Genomic DNA, 16,005 nt, shown 5'->3' with positions numbered 1-16,005 from the left:
AGACTATGCGCCGCCCGCTTTCAGGGCCGTACGAAAAGGACCTTCATGGCTTTCTCACGTAAGCACGTTGCATCCACCGGTTCCATCCTGGGTATCTCAGCCCTGCTGCTGTCAGCATGTGGCGCTGCCCCCGAAGAATCATCCTCAGCCTCTGGTGAAGCAACCGACTACCTGGGCTGCATTGTTTCTGACTTCGGTGGTTTCCAGGACAAGTCCTTCAACCAGAACTCCTACAAGGGTCTGCAGGATGCCGTCGCTGAATACGGTATCGAGCACAAGGAAGCTGAGTCCACCACTGAAACCGACTACGGCCCCAACCTCGACCAGATGGTTCAGTCAGGCTGTAACCTGACCGTTACCGTCGGCTTCGGCCTGGCAGATGCTACCAAGGAAGTAGCAGAAGCTAACCCCGATATGCACTTCACCATCGTTGACGATAACTCCATCGAGCTCGACAACGTGCGCCCCATCGTCTTTGACACCGCCCAGGCTGCATTCCAGGCAGGCTACCTGGCTGCTTCCCAGACCAAGACCGGTAAGGTAGCAACCTACGGCGGTATGGAATTCCCCACCGTTACCATCTTCATGGACGGCTTTGCCCAGGGCGTTGCCTACTACAACGAACAGAAGGACGCCAACGTTGAGGTGCTCGGTTGGAACACCGAGAGCCAGTCAGGTACCTTCACCGGTGACTTCGAGGACGCCACCAAGGGCAAGACTAACACCCAGAACTTCCTGGACCAGGGTGCTGACATCATCCTGCCCGTTGCAGGCCCCGTAGGTTCCGGAACTCTCGAAGCTGTGAAGGAATACAACGCTACCAGCCCCGAGAACCCCGCCTCTGTCATCTGGGTTGATGCTGATGGTGTTGAAACCAACCCCGACTTCCAGGACATCATCCTGACCTCCATCATGAAGAAGATGGATGCCGCTATCACCGAAACCATCAAGTCAGACATGGACGGTAACTTCACCTCCGACGCCTACATCGGCACCCTGGAGAACGACGGTGTTGGCCTGGCCCCCTTCCACAGCTTCGAATCAGCAGTCTCAGACGAGACCAAGGCTGAGCTCGACAAGATCAAGGAAGACATCATCTCAGGTACCATCAAGGTCGAGACCGCAGGTACCCCCACCGCCTAAGCAGGCAGGTTAGCCTCGGGCTACTCACAACGGCTCACACCCTCAACAAGAGAGGTGTGAGCCGTTTGTCTGGACAGCGCTCCTGCTCTTGTAGACAGCCTTTAGGGTAGGGGCCTAAACCGCTAAACTAGGCACAAACACTCCTTCACTCTGCAGCCCCCGGGCCCGCAGTGTGCGTCCGGTTCTCACACAGAAAGCCACCCCATGAAACTCGAACTGCGCAAGGTCACTAAACGCTTCGGTGACTTTACCGCGAACGATAGCATTGACCTTGTGGTCCGCCCCGGCACAGTACACTGCCTGCTGGGTGAAAACGGCGCGGGTAAGTCCACTCTCATGAACGTCATCTTCGGTCTCTACCAGCCCACCGAAGGTCAGATTTTCATCGACGACCAGCCGGTTGAGTTCTCAGGCCCCTCAGACGCCATGGCAGCGGGTATCGGCATGGTGCACCAGCACTTTATGCTGGTGCCCGTCTTCACCGTTGCCGAAAACGTGGCCCTGGGCTCCGAATCTCTCAAGGGGGGCACCCTCGACCTTGAGACCACCCGCCGTAAGATTCGCGAAATCTCAGACCGCTACGGCTTTGCAGTTGACCCCGACGCCATCGTCGAAAACCTACCCGTTGGTGTGCAGCAGCGCGTTGAAATTATCAAAGCCCTGGTGCGCGACGCAGAAGTGCTCATTCTGGACGAGCCAACCGCTGTGCTCACCCCCGCTGAAACCGATCAGCTACTGGGCATCATGGACCAGCTCCGCAAAGACGGGAAGTCCCTGCTCTTTATCTCCCACAAGCTTCGCGAAGTCCGTGAGATTTCAGATGACATCACCGTCATCCGTCGCGGCAAGGTAGTTGGCCACGCTGATCCCTCCATGTCGACCACTGAACTGGCCTCTCTCATGGTGGGTAAGGCCGTGCAGCTGACCGTCGACAAGTCTGAGGCTCAGACCAACGAGCAGACCTTCGCCGTTGAAAACCTCACCCTGGTTGCAGAGAACGGCGTGCCCCTGCTCAAGGACGTCACCTTCACCGTGCACGGCGGCGAAATTCTCGCCGTTGCCGGTGTGCAGGGTAACGGCCAGACCGAACTGGCAGAATCTATCATCGGCCTGCACCCCAAGGCCACCGGCTCCATGAAGCTCAACGGCACCGAGCTGCTGGGTATGACCACCAAGCAGGTCCTGCGTACCGGTGTCGGCTTCGTGCCCGAAGACCGCAGCAAGGACGGCCTCGTCGGCTCCTTCTCTATCTCAGAGAACCTGATCCTCGACCTCTTCGATACCAAAGACTTCTCATCGGCAGGCACCCTCAACCGTGCCAAGATTTCTGAAAACGCCGACCGGGCTGGCACCGAGTTCGACATCCGTATGGGCTCCAAGGAGCACACCGCCTCGACCCTTTCCGGCGGTAACCAGCAGAAGATTGTCGTAGCCCGCGAACTTTCCCGCCCGCTAGAACTCTTCGTCGCCTCCCAGCCCACCCGCGGCGTTGACGTTGGCTCCATCGAGTTCATTCACAAGCGCATCGTCGAAGAACGCGATAAGGGCGTGCCCGTCATCATCGTCTCCACCGAACTTGACGAGGTTTACGGGCTGGCCGACCGCATCGCCGTCTTCTTCCACGGTGAGCTCATGGGCATCGTCCCGCCCAGCACGCCCCGATCTGTGCTCGGCCAGATGATGGCAGGAGCCACCTACGAAGAAGCCCTCGCAGCCTCCGCAGAACACGAAGAAGAAGCCCCCAGCGCTTCCCACGCCAAGCACATGGCCACCACCCCCGAGACCCCCTGGGCAGAAGGAGAAGAGAATGAGCGAGCATAAGCCCGCAACCCCGCAGGTAGACCCTGCCCTCGCTGCCGATACGGCAGTTAAAACCCCGCCCCAGGACGTTCCCTCCCAACTGGTGGCAACCGAGAAGCCCTCGACCTTCGCCCGCATCGCAGGCGGCAACGTCGGCCTCTCCATCGGCGCAGCCCTGGCAGCCTTCATCGTCGGTGGCCTGCTGATTGCAGCAACCGACCCCGCCACCCAGAAAGCGGCCTCCTACTTCTTCGCCCGCCCCATGGACACCATCAGCGCGGGCTGGACTGCTGCCTACGAGTCCTACCTGGCCCTGCTGCAAGGCGCTATCTACAACCCCAACGGTAAGAGCTTTGTCCAGCAGATTCGCCCCATCACCGAAACCCTGACCGTAGCCACCCCGCTCATCTTTGCGGGCCTGGCCGTAGCCCTCTCCTTCCGAGCAGGTCTCTTCAACATCGGTGCCCAGGGCCAGATTATCCTCGGTGCTATCGTCTCCGGCTGGGTGGGCCTCAACGCTGGTCTTCCCGCCATTATCGCCCTCCCCCTGGTAGTCCTCGGCGGCATCCTAGGCGGTGCAATCTGGGGCGGTATCATCGGTGTCCTCAAGGCTAAGACCGGTGCCCACGAAGTCATCCTGTCCATCATGATGAACTACATCGCGGCCAACCTGCTGGTCTACCTGCTCAAGACCCCCCTGCTCCAGCGCGAAGGCAGCTCCAACCCCATCTCCGAAAAGCTGCCCGAAAACGCAGTCTTCCCCCAGATTCTGGGCCCCTCCTTCCGCCTCCACCTGGGCTTCATCCTCGCCATCCTGGCCGTCCTCTTCATCAGCTGGCTCCTGAACCGGTCCACCATCGGCTTCCGCCTGCGTGCAGTTGGCGCTAACCCCAACGCCGCCCGCACCGCAGGTATCTCGGTTGCCTCCGGCTACATCATCGTCATGGCGATCTCCGGCGCCCTCGCAGGCCTCGGCGGCACCGCCCAGGTCGCAGGTACCGAAAAGGTGCTCACCACCGGCATCGCAGGTACCCTAGGCTTCGACGCCATCACCGTAGCACTGCTCGGACGCTCCACCCCCTGGGGTACCTTCTTCGCCGCCCTCCTCTTCGGCGCCTTCCGCGCAGGCGGCGTCTCCATGCAGGTCGCCACCGGCACCTCCATTGACATTGTTCTCGTGCTCCAGGCCCTCATCGTCCTCTTCATCGCCGCACCTCCGCTGGTCCGCGCCATGTTCCGCCTGCCCGACCCCACCGGCAAGCCCAAGAAAAAGAAGTCAGCTAAGAAGAAGGCCGTGGAGGCATAACCATGAGCGTCACCGCAACTCCCGAAACCACCGCCAGCACTTCAGAAGAAAAGCTGGTCGTCAAAAACTGGAAGAACCCCATCATCTACGGGGTACTCGCCGTCATCGGCACCCTGCTCATCGCCCTGCGCGCCCCCAAGAGCACCATCAGCATGAGCATCAGCGACGGCGTCAGCTGGTTCTCCGCCGAGCCCCTGAATATCAACCCCCAGGTCTACGGCTGGGTAGCCTCCATCGTCATGCTGGCCCTCGCAGGCTACGCCCTGGTGACCACCAACGCCGGCAAGACCCTGGGCCGCTGGGTAGCCCCCCTCTTCTGGTTCGCCTTTGCCTCCGGCCTACTCATCTGGGCCATCGGCTCTACCGCTAAGCCAGAACTCTCCCTGGTCTCCCTGCTCAACGGCGCCGTGCTGCTCTCCATCCCCATGATCTTCGGCTCCATGGGTGGCCTGCTCTGCGAGCGCTCCGGCATCGTCAACATCGCTATTGAAGGCCAGCTCCTGCTGGGCGCTTTCTCAGCGGTCCTGGTAGGTTCGATTACGAAGAACGCCTGGGCAGGCCTTCTCGCAGCCATGATCGGCGGCATGCTGGTCTCAGCCCTGCTGGCTCTCTTCTCCATCAAGTACCTGGTCGACCAGGTCATCGTGGGTGTCGTGGTCAACGTGCTCGTCTCAGGTCTCACCGGCTTCCTCTTCAGCCGCGTCCTTGAACCCAACGCCTCCACCCTCAACTCAGCTCCCAAGCTGCCGGCCTTCGCCATCCCCGGCCTCTCCGAGATCCCTGTTCTGGGCCCCGTCCTCTTCAACCAGAACGTGCTGGTCTACCTCATGTACATCGTGGTAGCCGTCATCTGGTTCGCCCTCAACAAGACCCGCTGGGGCCTACGCACCCGCGCCGTCGGCGAACACCCCAAGGCCGCCGACACCCTGGGCGTCAACGTCAACCGCCTGCGCGCCACCAACGTGCTGCTGGCCGGTGCCGTAGCCGGTATGGGCGGCGCCTTCTTCACCCTGGTCTCCGTATCCTCCTTCAACTCCGACATGACCGCAGGCCAAGGCTACATCGCCCTCGCCGCCCTCATCTTCGGCCGCTGGACCCCCATCGGAGCCCTCTCCGCCGCCCTCCTCTTCGGCTTCTCCCTCAACCTGCAGTTCGTTCTCTCCATCCTGGGCACCAGCGTGCCCACCGAACTGCTCGCCATGCTGCCCTACCTGGTCACCATCTTCGCGGTAGCCGGTCTGGTGGGGCGCTCCCGCGGCCCGGCTGCCGTCGGTACCCCCTACGTCAAGGAATAGGTCCGGACGGACGCAGGGAGATAAGTAGCGCCATCCGGGTATGCCGCCGCCGCGCAACCATTCTTTCTCCTCGCGCGGGGCGCTCGTCGAAATTCATCGCCAGGCCCGATCCACGCGCCGGCAGGCGGCATACCCTACCGGCGCTTGAGCTCCTTCTCCCCTAAGCCAGGTGGCCGCTACCTTCATGTAGGGTAGCGGCCACTGCTGTCTTAATGTTCTTGAGGCTGGGCTAGGGTGGAGGCGGACGCCCCGGCAGCCGACTGGCTGGGGCTGGCATGAATCGCGTGCGAGCTCTGCGAGCCTGCGAGAAGGTTAGTCGGCAAAGGGGCGTCCGCCTCCACCCCCCATACCTATAGAAAACTTACAAAGGAAGATAACAATGACTGCACAAGACATTGACTGGGACCAGCTCACCGCTGCCGCCACCGCAGCCCTGGCGAACTCCTACTCGCCTTATTCCAACTTCGCGGTGGGGGCCGCAGCCCTGACCACCGACGGGCGCCTGATTACCGGCGCTAACATCGAAAACGCCTCCTACGGGATTACCCTCTGCGCCGAATGCTCCCTGATTTCCGAGCTCTTCCGCACCGGCGGCGGCAAGCTCGCAGCTTTCGCCTGTGTCGATAAGGACGGCAACGCCCTGATGCCCTGCGGCCGCTGCCGCCAGCTACTCTACGAACACAGCGCCCCCGGCATGCTCCTGCGCTCCACCAGCGGAGTGCTCACCATCGAGCAGATGCTGCCCGACGCCTTCGGCCCTGACCGCCTAGCTGCCCCCTAACGTCCCTATCTTTCCCGTTCACTGACCGCTTTGCAGCGGCCACGCCCCGGCGCGAACTGGCATACTGGAAGATAAGACCGAAGAACACAAGAACACAGGGCAGGGGAGCGAAGCTGCACCCTGCCGGGAAGGTGAGCGCTTGAGCACCGAAGCTTTCGACGCCGTAGACATTATCCGCACCAAACGTGACCAGGGAACCCTCACCAACGAGCAGGTCGACTGGGTCATCGACGCCTACACCCGCGGGGTTGTAGCCGATGAACAGATGAGCGCCCTGGCTATGGCTATCTTCCTCAACGGCATGAATCGCGACGAAATTGCCCGCTGGACTGACGCCATGATCCGCTCCGGCGAACGCATGGACTTCTCTTCCATCATTGGCCCCGGCAAAAAACTCGCTACCGCAGACAAACACTCCACCGGTGGCGTGGGCGATAAAATCACCCTGCCCCTGGCCCCGCTGGTTGCCGTCTACAACGTGGCTGTACCCCAGCTTTCCGGCCGCGGTCTGGGGCATACCGGCGGTACCCTCGATAAGCTCGAAGCAATCCCCGGCTGGCAGGCCAACATCTCCAACGAAAAGACCCTCGATATTCTTGGAACCGTGGGCGCTGTTATCTCGGCGGCGGGCACCGGCCTCGCCCCCGCCGATAAGAAGCTTTATGCTCTGCGCGACACCACCTCCACTGTCGAGGCTATTCCGCTCATTGCCTCTTCCATCATGAGCAAGAAAATTGCCGAGGGCACAGATTCTCTGGTGCTGGATGTCAAGGTCGGTTCCGGTGCCTTTATGAAGGACGCTGCCCGCGCCCGCGAACTGGCAGAGGTCATGGTTGAGCTGGGTCAGGGAGCCGGTGTAAAAACCAGTGCCCTGCTGACCAACATGGATACCCCGCTGGGGCTGGCCGTTGGCAATGCCAATGAAGTAGCTGAATCTGTTGAGGTTCTCGCCGGTGGCGGGCCCGCCGATATTGTCGAACTGACCGTCGAGTTGGCCCGCGTCATGCTCAAAAACTCCGGTATCGACGCCGACCCGGCCGAAGCCCTTGCGGACGGTCGCGCTATGGATAAGTGGCGCGAGATGATTTCCGCCCAGGGCGGTGACCCCGATGCAGCCCTGCCCGAGGCCCGCGAGACCCACACCGTCTACGCTGACGCAAGCGGCACCCTAACCCGCCTGGACGCTTTGGCCGTGGGTGTGGCGTCCTGGCGCCTGGGCGCAGGCCGGGCTCGCAAGGAAGACGCCGTGCAGCTGGCAGCGGGTATCAACCTGCACGCCAAGCCCGGCGACACCGTCACCGCAGGTCAGCCCCTGATGACTCTGATGACCGACACCCCCGAACGCTTTGAACGAGCCCTGGAATCCCTCAAGGACGCCTGGACTATCGGAGGCGATTACACCCCCACCGACCTGATCCTGGATAGAATCAACGCGTAAACCTACCTTCGCCCCTGCAAGAAAAGAGAAGAACCGTGGGCCTATTTAGCCGCAAAAAAACTCAGGCACCTGCCCCCGCACAGAACACCGCCCAGCCCGCCTCTAGCGACACCGCCCAGCGGGATGTTCTGGCAACCGGCATCGACGCCGAGCAGGCGCATACCCCCAAGAGCGCTGAGACTGCCCCTGCCCCCACCCGCCTGGGCGCAGGCGAGGGCCTTAAGGCCGTCGTGAAGCTCATGCGTGCTAAGGCAGAGGGCCAGGTGACCCTGAACCTGACCCAGAACGCCAACGACATGAAGTACACCCTCTACCAGCGCGGCCAGGAAGTTGAGTCTGGTCTAGTCACCCCCGGTAGCGAGTGGTTCCAGGCTGTGGCTGACCTCTACGTTGAGGAAGAAAAGAGCGAACGCGGTGCCTGGAACCGCGCCCTGATTGTGGTTAACCCCGCTATTGGCAGCGATGCGGCTGTACACGCTTCTTTCATGAACACCGCCACCAGCAAGACCCACAACCTCAACTACGCCCTGGACATGGGCGCTGCCCAGGCTCAGCAGGCTGGCGAGGCTGAGCAGGCCGGTAAGGCCCAGCAGGTTGCTGAGGCTCAGCAGGGTAAGGACGCCGCCCCCGCCCCGGTTGCCACAGGGCAGGGGGAAACCGCAGCCCAGGCTGAGGACCGCATGAGCCGTATCTCGGCCCGTCTGGCCCAGGAGAAGGCAGCGCAAGAGAAAGCAGCACAGGAGAATACTGACCAGAGCGAAGCGGAGACGGCTGAAAGCTCCGCTGAGGAAGCCTCAGACAGGGCTGAAGAAGCGGCTGTAGAGCCTGCGCAGGAAGAGGCTCCCGCGGCAGAAGCAGGTAACGATGAAGAAGCTGCTGCGGAAGAAGCTGCCGCTGAGGAGGCTCCCGAAGTAGATGCCGCTTACCAGCAGGGGGCCGTGACCGCCGCTGCCGCTGAGAACTACCCGGCGACTGCGAGCGTCCGCTCTGCAACTCCGGCAGAAGAAGCAGCGCCCGCCGAAGACACCGCCCCGGCAGAAGAAACTGCCGCATCCGACGAGAACGACGCCCACCAGCTGCCCACCCACCTGGACGACAGCGAATTCGAAGCCGACGACCAGCCCCAGGCGTCCGCTGCCCCGGCCCAGGCCCGCAGCCTGCCCGCGTCCGCACCGACCCTGGACGCCCCCATGACCAGCACTAGCGTGGACATCGCCCCCTCCTACGCCGAGCACAGCCAGCCCAAGCCTTCTGCCACCAAGAAAGCCAGCGGCAATCTGGTGCTCACCGAGGCCGAGGTTGTCTCCCGCTTTGCCCCGGCCTACGAAGCCCTCTTCGGTGCCGCTGGCACCGCCCGCGATGTCTCCACCGTGCTGATTCGTGTTCGAACCCTGGGCTCCTACTACGACGCCCTGACCCACGTGCGCCGCAACGGCTTCTGGGAACAGGTACGCACCTTCGACCTGATTCCCGAAGAAACCCTAGCGATTCTGCAGCTCAAGGCCGATTCCTACAAGGAAGGCCACGGCTCGCCCCTGGCCATCAACATCCGCTTCACCCCCGGCACCCCCGTTGAAGCCACCTTCGACTACGCCGATGAGGAGGCTTTTGTGCGCTACCCTGAGCACCTGCCTGCCCAGCAGTACGTAGAAGAGCTGCGCATGTTCCCCCGCACCGGTGAGAACATCCCGGCCCACATGAATGAGGCTCTGGCCTCCTGGACCTTCTAGGCCAGCACCCACATTCTCTATCTCCCCGCCCCGAAAGAGCCCCGGCCTTTTCGGGGCGGGCCACTACCGAAAGAGCTTTTCCCGTATGACCGCTCCCGCGCCCACCCTGACCTGGCTCCAAAAGCTGCCCAAAGTCTGCCTGCACGACCACCTCGACGGTGGACTGCTTCCCGAGACCCTCATCGAGCTAGCCGACCGGGTAGGGCACACCCTGCCCACAACCGACCCGCAGGAACTGGGGGAGTGGTTCAAACAGGCAGCGGACTCCCGTTCCCTGGCCCGCTACCTCGAAACCTTTGAGCACACGGTGGCCGTCATGCAGACCGAAGAAAACCTGCGACGAGTCGCCCGCGAGCATGTGCTGACCCTGGCTGCCGACGGCGTCATCTACGGTGAGGTGCGATGGGCTCCCGAGCTGCACCAGCGCGGCGGGCTCACCATGGCCCAGGCTGTTGAAGCGGTAGCCGACGGGCTCATGGACGGCATGGAACAGGTAGCTCAGGCAGGCGGACGCATACTGGTCAACCAGATTCTGTGCGCCATGCGCCACCAGAACAACTCCCTAGAGGTCGTCAAAACCGCCCTAGCCTACCGGGCCCTGGGCGTGGTGGGCTTCGACCTGGCCGGGCCCGAGGACGGCCACCCCACCTCATCTCACGCAGAAGCCCTGAACCTTGCCGCCGAGCACTTCCTGCCCGTCACCCTCCACGCCGGTGAAGCCTTCGGTCTGGCCTCTATCCGCGAAGCCCTGGTCACCGGCCGGGCCCTGCGACTGGGCCACGGCGTCCGTATCACCGAAGACATTACCGCCCGCACCTTGGCAGAGATCGACCCCGACGGCTCCCTCATGCCCGGGGCTGACCCGGCCCAGACCATCCTGCAACTGGGGGAGGTAGCCGAAGCAGTCAAAAACCGCCGTATCGTGCTGGAAACCTGCCCCTGCTCCAACCTGCAAACCGATGCTGCTGAAAAGGCCAGCAATGTGGGGCGAAAGAAAGACTTTGAACCGGCACTTAGCCACGACGAGCACCCGGCAGCCCTGCTCCTGCAGGCAGGGTTCGCCGTGACCATCAACCCCGATAACCGCCTGATGAGCGCCACCAGCATGACCCGCGAATTTGCCGAGCTTGCCAAGCACCAGGGCTTTGACCTGCCCGAATTCTTCGAGGTTACCTACAACGCTATCAACGGGGCCTTCTGCTCCTTCGACGAAAAACAGGCTCTGCTGACCAGCGTCCAGAGCGCCTACGGGCAGCTAGCCCTCCAAGAGCAGGGCCAGGCAGGCGCTGACCAGGAAGAGCAGAGCGGCGCATGACCCGGCCCAGACAAGAGCACCCCGCACCCGTACCAGAACCCGGTGACCTCGGGGGCAGCTTCGAGCACCTGATGGGGCTCATGCAGACCCTCCGCAGCCCCGATGGCTGCGCCTGGACGTCCGCCCAAACCCACGCGTCCATCATGCACTACCTCATCGAAGAAACCTACGAGGTCGCCGAAGCCGTTGAAGCCCCCGGCGGAGTCAACCTGCCCCTGCTGCGCGAAGAACTCGGGGATGTGCTGCTCAACGTCATCTTCCACGCCACCATGGCCGCCGAAACCCCCGCCGCGCAGGGCGGCTTCACCATGCAGGACGTCATCAACGAGCTCGCCGCCAAACTGGTGCGCCGCAACCCCCACGTCTTCGCGGCCACCGGCCAGGGCAGCGAAAAGCTCAGCGCCGCCGACATCTACGAGGCCTGGGACAGGCTCAAAAAAGCTGAAAAACCCGAACGCACCGGCCCCTTCGACGGGCTCCCGCCGGCCCTGCCCGCGCTCGCCCTCGCCGCCAAGGTCGCGGAGAGAGCCGAGACCGCCGGGGCTGACCTTACAGGTGCGGACGCCGGTGGGCAGCTCCCTGCCTTCGCCAACGAGCAGGGTCTGGGCGCCTACCTCTATGAGCTGGTAGCTTCTGCCCGCGTTGCCGGGCTTGACGCGGAACGGGCCCTGCGGACGTATGTGCAAGGGTTGATGAGCGACTGACACGGTGGGGTGGCGGTGCTCTGGCAGCCCGCTGGCTGGATGTAGCGAGCGGGTGCGTCAGCACATAAGAGCGAGTGGAATCCGCCGTTAGGCGGGGCGTGAATCATGACGAGCCGCCAGGCGAGGAATGAGAGGGTCGGCGGGCAGAAGAGCATCGCCACCCCACCAGCACCGCCATAAGGTAGTTGTGACCCGTTGGTCAGAATCCCACAAAACCTCAGAAGTGCTGAAGAAAACCGTTGGAAATGTTGAATTCCTGTGTGCTTATGTGGGTTTTTTGGTAGACTGGGGGCATAAACGCGCACGGGCTAAAGTGCCCGATCAGCAACCGGCTGAAGCGCTATATAGCCATTTTCATTTCTCATCCTTCAAGGAGCATTTTCATGGCTTTGATTACCGCAGTTCACGCTCGTCAGATTCTTGACTCACGCGGCAACCCCACCGTTGAGGTAGAGGTACTGCTCGAAGACGGCGCTTTTGGCCGTGCAGCAGTTCCCTCAGGCGCATCCACCGGTGAGTGGGAGGCCGTAGAGCGCCGCGACGGCGACAAGGCTGTTTACCTGGGCAAGGGCGTCCTCGGCGCTGTCTCTGCAGTGATTGAAGAAATCGCTGAAGAGGTTATCGGCATCGACGCCACCGACCAGCGCGCTGTTGACGCAGCCATGATCGCCCTGGACGGCACCAACAACAAGGGCAAGCTCGGTGCAAACGCTATCCTCGGCGTTTCCATGGCCGTAGCTAAGGCAGCAGCTGAGTCTTCAGACCTGCCCCTCTACAAGTACCTGGGCGGCCCCAACGCTCACGTTCTGCCCGTTCCCATGATGAACATCCTCAACGGTGGTTCACACGCTGACTCCAACGTTGACATCCAGGAATTCATGATCGCCCCCATCGGCTTTGACACCTTCTCCGCTGCCCTGCAGGCTGGCGTTGAGGTGTACCACGCTCTCAAGAGCGTTCTGCACGACCGTGGCCTGTCCACCGGTCTGGGCGACGAGGGTGGCTTCGCTCCCAACCTCGACTCCAACGCTGCAGCTCTTGACCTGATCATCGAGGCCATCGAGAAGGCCGGCTACAAGCCCGGTGAAGAAATCGCCCTGGCTCTCGACGTCGCTTCTTCCGAGTTCTACAACGACGGTGCTTACGAGTTCGAAGGCCAGAAGAAGTCCGCAGCTGAAATGTCTGCTTACTACGCTGACCTGGTTGCTAAGTACCCCCTCGTTTCCATCGAGGACCCCCTGGACGAGAACGACTGGGACGGCTACAAGACCCTCACCGCCGAAATCGGCGACAAGGTTCAGATCGTTGGCGACGACCTCTTCGTGACCAACCCCGAGCGTCTGGCTCAGGGCATCGAGGGTGGCGCTGCTAACGCCCTGCTCGTGAAGGTAAACCAGATCGGTTCACTGACCGAGACCTTCGACGCTATGAGCATGGCTCAGCGCAACGAGTACCGTTGCATGGTTTCACACCGTTCAGGTGAGACCGAGGACGTCACCATCGCTGACCTGGCTGTTGCTACCAACGCTGGCCAGATCAAGACCGGTGCTCCCGCCCGCTCCGAGCGCGTTGCTAAGTACAACCAGCTACTGCGCATCGAGGAAGAGCTCGGCGATCAGGCTGTTTACGCAGGCAAGGGTGCTTTCCCCCGCTTCGCAAAGTAGTCTGCCCACTCTCTAAGGTAAGAGAGTAAGGACGCCCGTGCCCCGGCCAGGTTGCCCCTGTCCGGGGCTTTGCGTATTTAAGAGGCTTATTCATAAGGGGTTTCGCAGGTTCACGCTGGATGGAGCCCAGCAGATTCCGAGCGCGCGAGGAAATAAATCTGCGGGCGGAATAGGCGCAAGCCTGACCCTCACGCCCCGCCTAGCGGCGGATTCCGTTCGCTCTTGCGTGCTGTCGCACCCGCTCACTTCATCCGAGCCAGCAGCTTCGCTGTGAGCCTGCTCCACCTACTCTAATGAATAAGCTTCTAAGAAGCTGATAGCTTTGATCGTATTTGCTGTACTACCTGGTGGTATCACCTAAAGATAAGGTTCTTCGTTTTTGTAATTCCTGAGCGGTTTCAGGCCAGTAGAATTTGGTTAAAAACCTAAAAATGTATTGTATGTCACCAAGAGGGGGGTAGTATAGCTATACACCTCTCAGGAGGAGTAAAGAAAAAGATGCATGGAAGGTGGTTGGGCCTACAATCCATGCATCACAGTGAATTATCACTAAGGAGAATATATCATGCGAACTGTAAGACTTGCATCTTCACTAGTGGTTGCGGTACTGACATTTGTAGCTATGGCGCCTGCGTCAGCTTTGTCAGCTGAAAACAATGATTCTGTAGCACCTGTCCCAGTTGCAGCGGCTGTAGGTGAAGATTTCGGTAGGGAGATAGCCCCTCTGTGGACAGCACTGGGTATGAAATCTCAGCACCCGGATGAAGGTGGTACCTGGGAGTATGGCTTTCAAAATGCAAAAGTTCGTTCTTACTACACTGTGAACAAGTGCCATGGCTCAACTGTGCGGGATGGGGCAGGTCGTGAATCACGTAGCGTTAATACTGCCTCAGGTCATAAATCGATTGCAGAAATCTGGGCGATCAATTCTCCCAACCTTAATCCTAGCTACTACTACTGGATTTGTTAGTTGACGATAGCCTAGCTAGTGGTGAGAGGCTAATTTTGGGTTAGTCTCTCACCATAGTTAAAGTGTGAAAGGATGGGTGAAAGTGATACGGCGTTGTATGGCTTTTCTCAGTTTTCTAGCTGCAATTTTGATTGCCTTTTCGCTTTGGCAGGCCATGCAGAGTTTACAGTATTCTTACCCCGCTGGCAGTAATATCAGTTTTTCGCTCAACACAGCAGGTCAGCTTGAAAATAAACAGACTCTCACAAAAACTCTCAACGATTTAGCTCTTAAACACGATACCAATATTTATAAAATAACCAGTGGGCAATCTGAAACCACTGAAACGCAACGCAACCTCGTAGTCTTTGGAAATCCTCAAAAAATTTCAGACCTGCATATTGTAGAGGGGAAAATTCAGTGGGCTGCGCCAGAGGTTTCAGGAACCCTCGTCACCTATGACAGGCTAGGAGAAATCCCTCTTAGTGGTGATTATGTACTCAAAAATAATCCTGAACTAATTAGGGATATACAAGAAACACTTGCTCAGGCCGGAGTAGACGTTGCAATAGGTAACGAACTGAATCCCCTTGTAAGAAGCGCAAGCTTGGTCGCTCAAAGTGGTGCTGGTGCAGCTCTCATAGCAACAACCTTAGCCACAGCTCTACTTATGACAGGCTACTTTGCCCGTAAAATGCGAGGCCGTTCTATCCGGTATCTAGGCGGAATGACATACCGTCAAATCCATCGCCAAGATATAGGGGCGACAGTGCCCCCGCTGGGAATAGGTGCTCTACTTGGGGTGGTTTTCTCAGCTGCGGGGCTTTACGCGATGACAAACGTTGCAACCCTGCATGCATTGTTACCATTTATAGCAGGAGCAGTGCTCTTCTACCTTGTAATTCTTTTTTTCCTTACCGGAGGAATCTCATGGGTTTGCAAACCGACGCTTCAAGCAGTGAGGGAACGCCGGGAAAATTATCGAAAAGTAACACTTTTGTTAGTACTTCTAGCGACTTTTGCTCTTACGCTGACTACATTCACAACTGCGAATACTTTGGCGCTTAGTAAAGCTGCTTACAGAAGTCTGACACAAGCTAAAGAGCTCGAACTCCTTGGTGATGCCTATGCTCTTAATATCAACTCAAGTTATTTCGACAACCCAGAAAATTCCGACCAATTGGAGCTAACGCTCAATACCCTCGATGCGCAGGGTAACCTCTACCTATCCCTCGCTTTCAGCACTGCTTTTGAAGGAATGGAAACTACGAGCGGGGACGCATTTGATGACATCTTCCTAGTTAATACTGAGTATTTGGAAGCAACCGGAACTACTCCAGGGCTAGAAATAAGAGAGCTGGATCAAGATACCCTTCAGGGGAGCTTCATCGACTTCTGGAAACCCCAACTAGAGATTCTGTTGAAGGACCCCTCAACCTTCAACCAGGCTTTCTCCTTCTATACTCCTACCGAAGATCACATGGTTCTGGGGCTGGGAACAAACTTTCACTATGGGGGAAAGACCGTCGAAAGCTCTGATGCTTTAGTAGTGCTAGTTCATAATCCTGTTCAATACTTGCAAGTGAATGGGGCTCTTATGCCTCTGATGACCACAGGGAATGTCTTCTTCGCTAATCCAGAAGAGACTATGCAAATATTTGAAGCGGCCCCCTTTTATGCTCAAGGTATTTACTCAGCGGACAGCATCAATGAGAACTCTCTTACCAAAGCCCAAGGGTTTTGGCAGGAACTAGAGGCTTATTCAAAAGTCCCACCCGCAGCCAAAAACACCAACCCCCGCACCACCGAAAACACCCGCCCATACAACCCTAACGGCCGCCTAAACCCCGTATGAAGAATCCGCCAAGTCTTGATGTGCG

The 16,005-nt window shown here is 59.6% G+C and carries 12 protein-coding genes; all 12 read left to right on the top strand.

Annotation, left to right across the window (positions count from 1 at the left end; genetic code table 11):
* Positions 1-45 precede the first annotated feature (45 nt).
* The 12 genes from L6758_RS08895 to L6758_RS08840 all read left to right on the top strand — a co-directional run bounded on the left by L6758_RS08895 (position 46) and on the right by L6758_RS08840 (position 15,980).
* The gene (locus L6758_RS08895) at positions 46-1,143 is read left to right on the top strand and encodes a BMP family lipoprotein (RefSeq protein ID WP_237205669.1); all 1,098 of its coding nucleotides are present in this window, start codon (positions 46-48) and stop codon (positions 1,141-1,143) included.
* 204 nt (positions 1,144-1,347) lie between these two features.
* Complete coding sequence (locus tag L6758_RS08890; protein ID WP_237205668.1) at positions 1,348-2,964, top strand: ABC transporter ATP-binding protein; 1,617 nt, start codon at positions 1,348-1,350, stop codon at positions 2,962-2,964.
* Positions 2,951-4,249 carry an ABC transporter permease gene (locus L6758_RS08885; RefSeq protein ID WP_237205667.1) on the top strand — a complete coding sequence of 433 codons (1,299 nt, stop codon included), beginning with the start codon at positions 2,951-2,953 and terminating at the stop codon, positions 4,247-4,249. Before L6758_RS08890 ends, L6758_RS08885 begins: the two co-directional genes overlap by 14 nt.
* A 2-nt stretch (positions 4,250-4,251) precedes the next feature.
* Entirely contained in the window at positions 4,252-5,544 is a 1,293-nt protein-coding gene (locus tag L6758_RS08880; RefSeq protein WP_237196961.1) for an ABC transporter permease, read from the top strand.
* 379 nt (positions 5,545-5,923) lie between these two features.
* Positions 5,924-6,325, top strand: coding sequence for a cytidine deaminase (locus L6758_RS08875; protein ID WP_237205666.1), 402 nt, complete (start codon positions 5,924-5,926; stop codon positions 6,323-6,325).
* Positions 6,326-6,464: 139 nt separating this feature from the next.
* Positions 6,465-7,763: a thymidine phosphorylase gene (locus L6758_RS08870; RefSeq protein ID WP_237205665.1), complete on the top strand. Its 1,299-nt coding sequence runs from the start codon at positions 6,465-6,467 to the stop codon at positions 7,761-7,763.
* Positions 7,764-7,798: 35 nt separating this feature from the next.
* Positions 7,799-9,493, top strand: coding sequence for a hypothetical protein (locus L6758_RS08865; RefSeq protein WP_237205664.1), 1,695 nt, complete (start codon positions 7,799-7,801; stop codon positions 9,491-9,493).
* Between the two features lie 85 nt (positions 9,494-9,578).
* Positions 9,579-10,808 carry an adenosine deaminase gene (locus tag L6758_RS08860; protein WP_237205663.1) on the top strand — a complete coding sequence of 410 codons (1,230 nt, stop codon included), beginning with the start codon at positions 9,579-9,581 and terminating at the stop codon, positions 10,806-10,808.
* A gap of 80 nt (positions 10,809-10,888) precedes the next feature.
* Entirely contained in the window at positions 10,889-11,512 is a 624-nt protein-coding gene (locus tag L6758_RS08855; RefSeq protein WP_237218643.1) for a MazG nucleotide pyrophosphohydrolase domain-containing protein, read from the top strand.
* 383 nt (positions 11,513-11,895) lie between these two features.
* Positions 11,896-13,176: a phosphopyruvate hydratase gene (gene eno, locus L6758_RS08850; RefSeq protein ID WP_237205661.1), complete on the top strand. Its 1,281-nt coding sequence runs from the start codon at positions 11,896-11,898 to the stop codon at positions 13,174-13,176.
* Positions 13,177-13,741: 565 nt separating this feature from the next.
* Positions 13,742-14,146: a lactococcin 972 family bacteriocin gene (locus L6758_RS08845; protein ID WP_237205660.1), complete on the top strand. Its 405-nt coding sequence runs from the start codon at positions 13,742-13,744 to the stop codon at positions 14,144-14,146.
* A gap of 97 nt (positions 14,147-14,243) precedes the next feature.
* Positions 14,244-15,980, top strand: coding sequence for a hypothetical protein (locus L6758_RS08840; RefSeq protein WP_237205659.1), 1,737 nt, complete (start codon positions 14,244-14,246; stop codon positions 15,978-15,980).
* The last annotated feature ends 25 nt before the right edge of the window (positions 15,981-16,005 follow it).

Origin of the sequence: Rothia nasimurium (assembly GCF_928382285.1) — a bacterium.
In the GTDB taxonomy this organism is placed as follows: Bacteria; Actinomycetota; Actinomycetes; order Actinomycetales; family Micrococcaceae; genus Rothia; species Rothia nasimurium_E.
This window is presented reverse-complemented; position numbering and strand designations above follow the sequence as displayed.